Origin of the sequence: Micromonospora sp. NPDC051296, assembly GCF_040682255.1 — a bacterium.
Taxonomy (GTDB): domain Bacteria; phylum Actinomycetota; class Actinomycetes; order Mycobacteriales; family Micromonosporaceae; genus Micromonospora; species Micromonospora craterilacus.
Genome location: NZ_JBFBAO010000253.1, coordinates 1 through 10,517, shown reverse-complemented (window position 1 = coordinate 10,517; position 10,517 = coordinate 1). Strand labels below are relative to the sequence as shown.

Annotated in this window: 11 protein-coding genes and 1 riboswitch; of the genes, 6 read left to right on the top strand and 5 right to left on the bottom strand. The window is 74.3% G+C overall.

From position 1 onward, the window contains the following. Positions 1-150: 150 nt before the first annotated feature. Positions 151-810, bottom strand: coding sequence for an NAD(P)H-binding protein (locus tag AB0M52_RS23575; protein ID WP_363957426.1), 660 nt, complete (start codon positions 808-810; stop codon positions 151-153). A 164-nt stretch (positions 811-974) separates the two neighbouring features. Between AB0M52_RS23575 and AB0M52_RS23570 the strand changes: the two genes are divergently transcribed. Then, on the top strand, positions 975-1,853 hold the full coding sequence (locus AB0M52_RS23570) for an NAD-dependent protein deacetylase (RefSeq protein ID WP_363957423.1): 879 nt from the start codon (positions 975-977) through the stop codon (positions 1,851-1,853). A 129-nt stretch (positions 1,854-1,982) separates the two neighbouring features. Then, a riboswitch (glycine riboswitch) is annotated at positions 1,983-2,081 on the top strand. A gap of 77 nt (positions 2,082-2,158) precedes the next feature. Then, positions 2,159-4,981: an aminomethyl-transferring glycine dehydrogenase gene (gcvP, locus tag AB0M52_RS23565; RefSeq protein WP_363957420.1), complete on the top strand. Its 2,823-nt coding sequence runs from the start codon at positions 2,159-2,161 to the stop codon at positions 4,979-4,981. A 122-nt stretch (positions 4,982-5,103) separates the two neighbouring features. Here gcvP and AB0M52_RS23560 read toward each other — a convergent pair whose 3' ends face one another. Further along, positions 5,104-5,304 carry a DUF5999 family protein gene (locus tag AB0M52_RS23560; protein WP_111220134.1) on the bottom strand — a complete coding sequence of 67 codons (201 nt, stop codon included), beginning with the start codon at positions 5,302-5,304 and terminating at the stop codon, positions 5,104-5,106. Positions 5,305-5,400: 96 nt separating this feature from the next. Between AB0M52_RS23560 and AB0M52_RS23555 the strand changes: the two genes are divergently transcribed. The 3 genes from AB0M52_RS23555 to def are packed head-to-tail and all read left to right on the top strand — an operon-like array spanning position 5,401 to position 7,973. After that, complete coding sequence (locus tag AB0M52_RS23555; RefSeq protein ID WP_363957416.1) at positions 5,401-6,615, top strand: chorismate-binding protein; 1,215 nt, start codon at positions 5,401-5,403, stop codon at positions 6,613-6,615. A 49-nt stretch (positions 6,616-6,664) separates the two neighbouring features. Beyond that, entirely contained in the window at positions 6,665-7,456 is a 792-nt protein-coding gene (locus AB0M52_RS23550) for a TetR/AcrR family transcriptional regulator (protein WP_363957413.1), read from the top strand. Positions 7,457-7,466: 10 nt separating this feature from the next. Continuing rightward, positions 7,467-7,973, top strand: coding sequence for a peptide deformylase (gene def / locus AB0M52_RS23545; RefSeq protein ID WP_363957410.1), 507 nt, complete (start codon positions 7,467-7,469; stop codon positions 7,971-7,973). On the opposite strand, the gene AB0M52_RS23540 is transcribed toward def, so the two are convergent. From AB0M52_RS23540 to AB0M52_RS23530, 3 genes are all read right to left on the bottom strand, one after another. Then, complete coding sequence (locus AB0M52_RS23540) at positions 7,956-8,525, bottom strand: GNAT family N-acetyltransferase (protein ID WP_363957407.1); 570 nt, start codon at positions 8,523-8,525, stop codon at positions 7,956-7,958. The genes def and AB0M52_RS23540 overlap by 18 nt on opposite strands. A gap of 46 nt (positions 8,526-8,571) precedes the next feature. Further along, positions 8,572-9,342 carry a GNAT family N-acetyltransferase gene (locus tag AB0M52_RS23535; RefSeq protein ID WP_363957404.1) on the bottom strand — a complete coding sequence of 257 codons (771 nt, stop codon included), beginning with the start codon at positions 9,340-9,342 and terminating at the stop codon, positions 8,572-8,574. 62 nt (positions 9,343-9,404) lie between these two features. Next, complete coding sequence (locus AB0M52_RS23530; protein ID WP_363957402.1) at positions 9,405-10,184, bottom strand: TSUP family transporter; 780 nt, start codon at positions 10,182-10,184, stop codon at positions 9,405-9,407. Between the two features lie 177 nt (positions 10,185-10,361). Between AB0M52_RS23530 and AB0M52_RS23525 the strand changes: the two genes are divergently transcribed. Then, positions 10,362-10,517, top strand: a 156-nt coding sequence (locus AB0M52_RS23525) for an endonuclease/exonuclease/phosphatase family protein (protein WP_363957429.1), incomplete at its 3' end; no start/stop codon positions are given.

The following is a 10,517-nucleotide window of genomic DNA, read 5'->3' as shown; positions in this document are numbered from 1 at the left end:
GCTGCTGCCCGGGCAAGCCCGGGACGCGCCGATGCCGTTGAACTCGTCGCACGGGCCGCCGGGCGCGACGCCGCAGTGCAGCACGCCCCACACCGGCCGTAGCGGTCGATCGACCCCGGTCGACTCCCGCCACCGCCACGCCGGTCGGGGTCAGCTGGGGGTGACCTGGCGTACCGCGTCGGCGATCGGGGTGGGCCCGGCGACGAGCTCCAGGGTCAGGCCGGCGGTGGCGGGGGTGTCGAGCAGGGCGACGAGGACGGCGGCGACGTCGGCGCGGGTCACGGCACCGCGGGGCACCTGCCGGTCGAGGGTGATCCGCCCGGCCGGGTCGTCGTCGGTGAGCCGCCCGGGTCGCAGCACCGTCCAGTCGAGGTCCCGGCGGGTCAGGTCGTCCTCGGCGGCCTTCTTCGCGCGCAGGTAGGCGACGAACACCGGGTCGGTGCCGGCGGGCGGGTCGCGGTCCACGCCGATGGAGGAGATCTGCAGGTAGCGGCGTACACCGGCGGTCTGGGCGGCGTCGGCGAGCAGCGCGGCGGCGGCGCGGTCGACGGTGTCCTTGCGGGCGGCGCCGCTGCCCGGCCCGGCGCCGGCGGCGAAGATCACCGCGTCGGCGCCGGTGAGGTGCCCGGCGAGGTCGGCGACCCCGAGGTGTTCCAGGTCGGCGACGACGGGCCGGGCACCGGCGGCGGTGAGCGCGGCGGCGTGGTCGGGGTTGCGGATGAGGCCGACGGTGGTGTCGCCGCGGGCGGCGAGTTCCCGGTGGACCAGTCGGGCGATCTTGCCGTGTCCTCCGGCGATGACGACGCGCATCCCGCCAACCTAACCGCCGCCGGCGACCGGCCGCGAGGCGACACCGGATGGGGACCCGGTCGCCGCCGGCACGGTCCGGTGGCCGCCCTGCGGCCGGCGGCGCAGGCGGGTCGACCCGGTGAGCGGCTGCCCGGGCTCGCCGGGGGCGGCCCGGCTGGGGCAGCATGGGTCGGGTGGAAGACGTGATCGAGCCGGTGGCGGGGCTGGTGGCCGGCGGCGGGGTGGTGGTGCTCAGCGGCGCCGGGCTGTCCACCGAGTCGGGCATTCCCGACTATCGGGGGCCCAGCGGGGCCGCCCGGCGGCACACCCCGATGACGTACCAGACGTTCACCGGGGACGCGCTGGCGCGCCGCCGCTACTGGGCGCGCAGTCACCTGGGGTGGCGGCTGATCGCCCGGGCGGCGCCGAACGACGGGCACCGGGCGGTGGCCCGGTTGCAGCACGCCGACCTGGTGGCGGGGATCATCACCCAGAACGTCGACGGGTTACACACGGCGGCGGGCAGCCGCGACGTGGTGGAGTTGCACGGCCGGCTCGACGAGGTGATCTGCCTGGGCTGCGGGAACCGTACGCCCCGGCTGGACCTGGACCGGCGGTTGCGGCTGGCCAACCCGGGGTTCGTCGGGCAGGCCGGCGCGGTCAACCCCGACGGTGACGTGGAGCTCGGCGACGCCGAGGTGGCCGGGTTCCGCACCGTCGACTGCCTGGCCTGCGGTGGGCTGCTCAAACCCGACGTGGTGTTCTTCGGCGAGACGGTGCCCGCCGCGCGGGTGCAGTCGTGTTTCGCGATGGTGCAGCGGGCGCGGCTGCTGCTGGTGCTGGGGTCGTCGTTGACGGTGATGTCGGGGCGCCGGTTCGTGCTGCGCGCGGCGAAGCACGGTGTGCCGGTGGTGATCGTCAACCAGGGGCCGACCCGGGGTGACGGGTACGCCCACCTGCGGGTGGACGCGCCGCTGGGTCGGCTGCTGCCGGCCCTGGCCGACCGGCTCCTCGGCGGCTCCGCCGCCACGGCAGCGAAGGAAGGGCCCCTTCTTAACGCCTGACGTAGAGCACGGGCCCCTTGTTAACACCCGGCGGCCGCCGCGCTACGCGCGCTGCCGGCCCACCCGTGCGGCCGGTCAGGGGGTTCGCGGCGGGCCGGCGGGGACGCTGGTAGCGTTGATCGCGCCGGTAACACCCGCGTGGGAGAGACCGCCTGGCGGCAGCCGGGTCGGCGCCGAAGGGGCAAATCCTCCCCGGAACCTCTCAGGCAAAAGGACCGCGTGGGGCAGGCACTGTGGAGCGCCCGCGGGGTGCGACAGAGGGGGAGGGCCGACCTGTCGACCCCCGCCCCGCAGGAGCGCCGCCCATGACCGCAGAGCAGTTCGCCGACCGTCACATCGGCCCCGGACCGGACGACGAGCGCCGGATGCTGGAGGCTGTCGGATACGCCTCGATCGACGAGCTGATGGACGCGGCGATACCCGAGGTGATCCGCTGGCACGGCCGGCTGGACCTGCCGGAGCCGGCCAGCGAGCACGACACCCTGGCGGAGCTGCGGGCCGTTGCGGCGCGTAACACCGTCGCCGTGTCGATGATCGGGTTGGGCTACCACGGCACCCACACCCCGGCGGTGATCCGCCGCAACGTGCTGGAGAACCCGGCCTGGTACACCGCGTACACGCCGTACCAGCCGGAGATCAGCCAGGGCCGGCTGGAGGCGCTGCTGAACTTCCAGACCATGGTGTGCGACCTGACCGGCTTGGCCACCGCGAACGCCTCGATGCTCGACGAGGGCACCGCGGCGGCCGAGGCGATGACCCTGGCCCGGCGGGCGTCGAAGAGCAAGAGCCCGGTGTACGTCGTCGACGCGGACACCCTGCCGCAGACCATCGCGGTGATCACCGGCCGGGCCGAGCCGCTCGGCATCGACGTGCGGGTGCTCGACCTGGACACCGCGCCGCTGCCGGCGGAGTTCTTCGGCCTGCACCTGCAGTACCCGGGCGCCAGTGGTGCGGTACGTGACCATGCCCCGCTGGTCGAGGCCGCGCACGCCGCCGGGGCGCTGGTCACCGTCGCGGCGGACCTCCTCGCCCTGACGCTGCTGCGCCCGCCCGGGGAGATCGGCGTCGACATCGCCGCCGGCACCACCCAGCGGTTCGGGGTGCCGATGGGCTTCGGTGGGCCGCACGCCGGCTACCTGGCGGTACGTTCCGGGCTGGAGCGGATGCTGCCCGGCCGGCTGGTCGGGGTGTCCCGCGACGCGGACGGCAACCCGGCGTACCGGTTGGCGTTGCAGACCCGCGAGCAGCACATCCGCCGGGAGAAGGCGACCAGCAACATCTGCACCGCGCAGGTGCTCCTCGCCGTGATGGCCAGCATGTACGCGGTCTACCACGGCCCGGACGGGCTGCGGGCGATCGCCCGGCGCACCCACGAGATGGCGGCCCGGCTGGCCGCCGGGCTGCGCGCCGGCGGGGTGAGCGTCGCCGACGTGGCGTTCTTCGACACCGTGACGGCGACCGTGCCCGGCCGGGCGGCCGAGGTGGTCGCGGCCGCCGAGCGACGCGGGGTCAACCTGCGGCAGGTCGACGCCGACCGGGTCGGGATGTCCTGCGACGAGACCACCACCGGCGCGCACCTCGCGGCGGTGTGGGCGGCGTTCGGCGTCGACGGGGTCACCGGCGACGTGGCCGCGGCGTTGCCGGCCGGACTGGCCCGTACCTCGGACTTCCTCACCCACCCGGTGTTCGGCACCCACCGGTCGGAGACGGCGATGTTGCGCTACCTGCGCCGGCTGGCCGACGCCGACTACGCCCTGGACCGGGGCATGATCCCGCTCGGCTCCTGCACGATGAAGCTCAACGCCACCACCGAGATGGAGCCGGTGAGCTGGGCCGAGTTCGCCCACATCCACCCGTTCGCCCCGGCCGGGCAGACCGCCGGCTACCGGGAGCTGATCGCCCAGCTGGAGGGGTGGCTGGCGGAGGTGACCGGCTACGACGCGGTCAGCGTGCAGCCCAACGCCGGTTCGCAGGGTGAGCTTGCCGGGCTGCTGGCGATCCGGGCGTACCACCGCAGCCGCGGCGAGGCGCACCGGGACGTGTGCCTGATCCCGTCGTCGGCGCACGGCACCAACGCCGCCAGCGCGGTGATGGCCGGCATGCGGGTGGTCGTGGTCGGCTGCGACGCCGACGGCAACGTCGACCTGGTCGACCTCGACACGAAGATCGACAAGCATCGGGACGCCCTGGCGGCGATCATGGTGACGTACCCGTCGACGCACGGGGTGTACGAGACGGGCATCGCGTCGCTGTGCGCGAAGGTGCACGACGCCGGCGGGCAGGTGTACGTCGACGGGGCGAACCTCAACGCTCTGGTCGGGTTCGCCAAGCCGGGCCGGTTCGGCGCGGACGTGTCGCACCTGAACCTGCACAAGACGTTCTGCATTCCGCACGGCGGTGGCGGCCCGGGGGTGGGGCCGGTGGCGGTACGCGCCCACCTGGCGCCGTTCCTGCCGGGTGACCCGGGCGGCGCGGCGGTCGACGGCCGGCCGGCGATCTCGGCGGCCCGGTACGGGTCGGCGGGGATCCTGCCGATCCCGTGGGCGTACCTGCGGATGATGGGTGCCGACGGGCTGGCCCGGGCCACTGGCGTGGCGGTGCTGGCCGCGAACTATGTGGCGGCGCGGCTGCGTGGGCACTTCCCGGTGCTGTACGCGGGCAACAAGGGCCTGGTGGCGCACGAGTGCATCCTGGACCTGCGGCCGTTGACGAAGGCGACCGGGGTGAGCGTGGACGACGTGGCCAAGCGGCTGATCGACTACGGCTTCCACGCGCCGACGATGTCGTTCCCGGTGGCCGGCACGCTGATGGTGGAGCCGACCGAGAGTGAGGACCTGGCCGAGCTGGACCGGTTCTGCGAGGCGATGATCGCCATCCGGGCGGAGGTCGACAAGGTCGGCTCGGGTGAGTGGCCGGCGGGGGACAATCCCCTCGCGAACGCGCCGCACACGGCGGGGATGGTGGCCGGTGACGAGTGGCCGCACCCGTACCCGCGGTCGGTGGGTGGCCACCCGGCCGGCGTGGACCGGATGGGGAAGTACTGGCCGCCGGTGCGCCGGGTCGACGGCGGGTACGGCGACCGGAACCTGGTGTGTTCGTGTCCGGCGCCGGAGGCGTACGAGGGCTGACGGCCAGCCGAGCCGGGGCGGTCAGGGCCGCCCCGGCTGCGCGCCGACCTGGTCGTGCTGGTCCCGGACCGGGGGACTAGCCTTGGTCGACGCGGGAAATGTCGTGACGGATCGTGATCGTCTCAGGCGGCGAGCGCGTGTCGGGCGGGGCCGCGGTGCGGAGCGATGCTGCTGCCGTCGGGCAGCAGCTCGCCGGTGTCCTCGAAGACGATGACGCCGTTGCAGAGCAGGCTCCAGCCCTGCTCAGGGAAGCAGGCGATGACCCTGGCAGCTTCCCGGTCGGTGGCTTCGGCGGAGGGGCAGGTGGGTTGGTGCTGGCACATCGGGTTCTCCGGACTGTGGGGGCACTGTGTCATGGTTCACATGACCAGTGACGCACAGTACCAAGCGAAAGCACGCCGCATCGAGCAGATGTGCGCGTGGTGCGCGGGAAATCCGCTGAACGGATGAGTAAGAACCGCCCGGACGTCGTGGAAGCGCTCCCACGGATGGTGGTCGAGCCGCCCGCCGCACCCGCGCGGTGCCGGGGTCGGCTCGTCGAACGCGCCCGCTGGGAGTGGCGCCCGACCGACGGCGGCGACCCGGCCGCGCGTACCGAGGAGTTCCTCGCCGACCACGGCCTGCACCTGCACGACCTGGCCCGACCGGCACCCCGCCACCACGACCCCGACGGGGTCTGCGGCGCCGCCCTCTACGTCTCCGCCGCCGCCGGCGCGCTGCTGGCCCGCGGCGCCGTCGGCGCGGCAAACCCGGCCGACCTGCCCGAGGTCGCGGTCGTCGTCTACGGCCACACCGACGCGCCCCCGGCCCGTCCGGCCGCACCCGCCGGCTGGTGGCGCGGCCCGTGGACCGAGAGCTGGACCCGCCGCCAGCACGCCGACGCGGTCGACGCCGTCCGCGAGGCCATCGGCCACGGCGAGGTCTACCAGGTCAACCTGGTCGGCCACGCCGCCGCCCCCTACACCGGCGACCCGCTGCCGGCCCTGGCCCGCCTCGGCCGGCTGCCCGGCGCCCGCTACGGCGGCGTGCTCACCGGCGACGGCTGGGCCATCGGCTGCGCCAGCCCGGAAACCCTGATCGAGGTCCGCGGCGGCACCCTGACCACCCGCCCGATCAAGGGCACCCGCCCGGCCACCGCCGCCGGCCGCGCCGACCTGCTCGCCTCGGCCAAGGAACGCGCCGAACACATCATGATCGTCGACCTGGAGCGCAACGACCTGGCCCGCATCGCCCGCACCGGCAGCGTCCGCGTCGACGACCTGTTCGCCGTACGCCGCTGGTGCGACCTGTGGCAGGCCGAGTCCACCGTCCGCGCCGAGGCCGCCGACGGCCTCGGCCTGGCCGACCTGCTGCGCGCCGTGTGCCCCGGCGGCTCGGTCACCGGCGCGCCGAAGCTGGCCGCCCTGGACCGCATCGCCGCCCTGGAACCGGTCGGCCGGGGCGCCAGCATGGGCGGCCTCGGCTGGGTCGACGCCGGCGGCGTCGACCTCGGGCTGACCATCCGCACCGCCGCCGTCGACGGCGACGCCGTGCACGTGTGGGCCGGCGGCGGCATCACCTGGGACAGCGACCCCGACGCCGAGGTCGCCGAGGCCGCGGCCAAGACCGCCCCGGTCCGGGCCACCCTCGACTGACCACCGCGTCGCCGTACGCCGTACGGCACCCGGCGGCTAGAGTGCTGCGGTGAGCACCGAGTACAGCGGCACCGGCGACCCGGCGCGCAGCCTCGCCCTACTGTGGCGCACCCGCGAACGGGCCAGCCGCAAGGGCCGACCCGACCTGTCCGTCGACCGGATCGTGCGGGCCGCCGTCGACCTCGCCGACACCGAAGGACTGGCCGCCCTGTCCATGCGCCGGGTCGCCCAGACCCTCGGCGTGGGCACCATGTCGCTGTACACCCACGTACCCGGCAAGGGCGAACTGCTCGACGTCATGGTCGACACCGTGCACGGCGAACTCGCCCCACCCGAGCAGGTCCCCAGCGGCTGGCGGGCCCGCCTGGAACACGTCGCCCGCACCCGGTGGCAGCTCTACCTGCGCCACCCGTGGCTGCTGCAGGTCGCCACCACCCGACCCGCGCTGGGCCCACACGTCATCGCCAGCTACGAGCACGAACTACGCGCCGTCGACGGCATCGGCCTGACCGACCTGGAGATGGACGCCGTGGTCACCCTCGTCACCGGGTACGTCCACGGCGCCGTACGCACCGCCGTGGAGGCCGCCCAGGCAGCCGGCCGCACCGGCCTGACCGAACAGCAGTGGTGGCAGGCCCACGCCCCGTACCTGGAGAAGGCCCTCGACGCGCGCCGGTTTCCCCTGGCGGCCCGCGTCGGCAGCACCGCCGGCCAGCAGTACCAGGGCGCCGCCGACCCCGCACGCGCCTTCGAGTTCGGCCTGGCCCGCATCCTCGACGGCATCGAGGTGTTGATCCGCGACCGGCCGGGCACCCGCGCGACCGGCACCGACGACCGATAGCCTTGCCGGCATGACGATGCGGGACATCCGAATCATCGGCGACCCGGTGCTGCGCACCCCCTGCGAGCCGGTCACCAGCTTCGACGCCGAGCTGCGCGACCTGGTCACCGACCTGATGGACACCCTGCTCGGCGCGCCCGGCCGCGCCGGCGTCGCCGCCCCGCAAATCGGCGTCAACGCCCAGGTCTTCGTCTACGACGCCGACGGCCACCGCGGCCACATGATCAACCCCGTGCTGGAGGTGTCCGAGGAACTCCAGGACGACGACGAGGGATGCCTGTCCATCCCCGGCCTGTACTTCCCGACCCGCCGCGCCCTGCACGCCACCGCCCACGGCTTCGACCAGCACGGCGAACCACTCACCATCGCCGGCAGCGGCTTCCTCGCCCGCGCCCTGCAACACGAGACCGACCACCTGGCCGGGCGCCTGTACGTCGACACCCTGCGCGGCGACATCCGCCGCCGCGCCCTGCGGGAGATCCGCGCCGGCCGCTTCGACTCACCCCGCCGCGCCTGAGGTCGCCCACCGCCCGCGGGTGATCTCGTACTCCACCTCACCCAACTCCGCACCGGGCAGCGGATCCGGCCACGACTGGTGGAAGGTACGCACGTACCGCATCCCCACCGCAGCCATCGTCGCCCGGGACGCGGCGTTCACCGCCATCGTCTCGGCGAAGATCCGCCGCAACCCCAGGTCGGCGAAGCCGTGCCGGATCAGCTCCCGGGCCCCCTCGCTGGCCAACCCCTGCCGCCAGTACCGGCGCAGCAGCCGGTAGCCCAACTCGGCCTGCCCGGCCACCGGCCCCTGGTCGGGGCGCTGCGGCGGCTCCAGAATCCACCAGCCGACGAACCCACCGTCGACCAGACCCGCCCAGAAACCCAGGCCGGGCACCTGCCGCGCGGCCGCCAGCCGCCGCTCGTGCGCCTCGCCCACCTCGCCGGCCGACCGGGCCGGACCCAGGTAACGCATCACCTCCGGATCGGCGTCCAACTCGACCTCGCCCGCCAGATGCTCGTCGCCCAGCGGCACGAGCAGGATCCGGGAGGTACGCAGCGACGCCTGGGCCATGGCCGCCATTGTCACCCGCCCACCGGCGCCCGCCGCGCCCGGCCCGTCACCGCGCGGTCAGGGTGAACTCGCTGTAGTCGGCCACCCGGGTGAACCCCAACCGCTCGTACAGCCGCACCGCGGCGACGTTGTCCGCCTTCACGTTCAGGGTCACCTGGTCGGTGTCGGCGCGCAACAGCCCGCACAGCCGGGCCACCGCCGCCGCTGCCAGCCCCCGACCCCGCCACGCCGGGTGGGTGGTCACATTGCCCAGCGCCGCCACCCGGTAGGCCCGGGAGAACACATGCACCCCGGCCACCGCCACCAGCGCGTCACCGTCACGGATACCCACGTACCGGCCGGTGTCCACCATCCGCGCGTCGAACCAGTTGCCCGGGTACGCGGCCGCGTACAACTCGTCCAGCCGCGGCAGGTCCGCCCGGCCCAACGTCACCCCGGCCGGCGGCACCGCCGCCAACCGCTGCGGATCGGTCAACGCCATCTTGTGGTGCAACCCGCACGACGTCACCCGGAACGATCCGGCCAGCGCCGCCTCCAGACCGGGGGACAGGTGCGCCTCCAGCCGAGCCGGCAGCACCGCCGCCACCTCACCCAGCAACGCGGCCAGCTCACCCACCCCGGCCGGCCCGGCCAGCGCCAGCAGGGTCGGCGGCTGCGCGCCGTGATACAGCAACACCACCGCGTCCCCACGCCGGTACCACGACGTGTACGGCCAGAAGAAGTCGTCCAGGTCGCCCAGCTCGTAGGCGTGCAGCACCGGATCCCGGCCCAGCAGCCCCGCCAGAACGGCCCGATCGTGTTCCGCGCGCACCGGCATCCGCCGATGATCACACGCCGGACGCCGCCACGCTCACCCGACCGCCGACCGGACCCGCCCGCTCACCCGGCCAGCCACTGGTCGTAGCCCAGCTTCGCCACCAGCGCCAGCACCACCACCAGCAGCACCACCCGCACGAACCCCGAACCCCGGCGCAACGCCATCCGCGCCCCCACCATCGCGCCGGCGATGTTGCACACCGCCATCGCCGCGCCGAGCAGCCACCACACGTGCCCGGTCACCGCGAACACCGCCAGCGCCCCGGCGTTGGTGCCCGCGTTGACCACCTTCGCCATCGCCGAGCCGTGCACGAAGTCCGCACCCACCAACGCCGTGAACGCCACCACCAGGAACGTGCCGGTGCCCGGCCCGATCAACCCGTCGTACGTGGCGATACCGACCCCGGCGACCAGCACCGCCACCACCATCCGAGTGCGGGTGCGCCGCTGCGGCACGGCGAGCACCCCGAGCCGGGGACGCAACACCACGAACAGCGCCACCGACATCAACACCACCAGCACCACCGGCCGGTACGCCGACGGCGGCACCGCCCCGGCCAACGCCGCGCCCAAGCCGGCGCAGACCACCGCCATCGCCGCCGCCGGCCCCGCCACCGCCCAGTCGATCTTCGTACGGCGGGCGAACGTCACCGCCGCCGTGGACGTACCCGCGATCGCCGCCAGCTTGTTCGTGCCCAACGCGGTGGCCGGCGGCATGCCCGGCGCAGCCACCAACAACGCCGGCAACAGCAGCAAACCGCCACCACCCACCACGGCGTCCACCCAGCCAGCCAGGGCGGCGGCCGTCAACAAGGTCGTGATGGTCAGCGGGTCCAGGTCCACGGCCCGCCATTCTTCCCACCCGCACCTACCCCGCGCCGCCGCCTGTGGCCAGCCTCACCGGCCGCGCTGCCGCGCCAGCCACACACCCGCCACGCCGACCACCACGAACACCAGCATTGAACAGAGCAACGCCCGCACCATCGGGTAACAGTGCCACGGCGTCGTTAAGGTGACACCGTGCGCCTGGCCACGTTCAACCTGCTGCACGGCCGATCCCTGACCGACGGCCTGGTCGACCCCGCCCGGCTCGCCGCCGCCGTCAGCGACCTCGACGCCGACGTCCTCGCCCTGCAGGAGGTCGACCGCGACCAGTCCCGCAGCGGCAACCTGGAT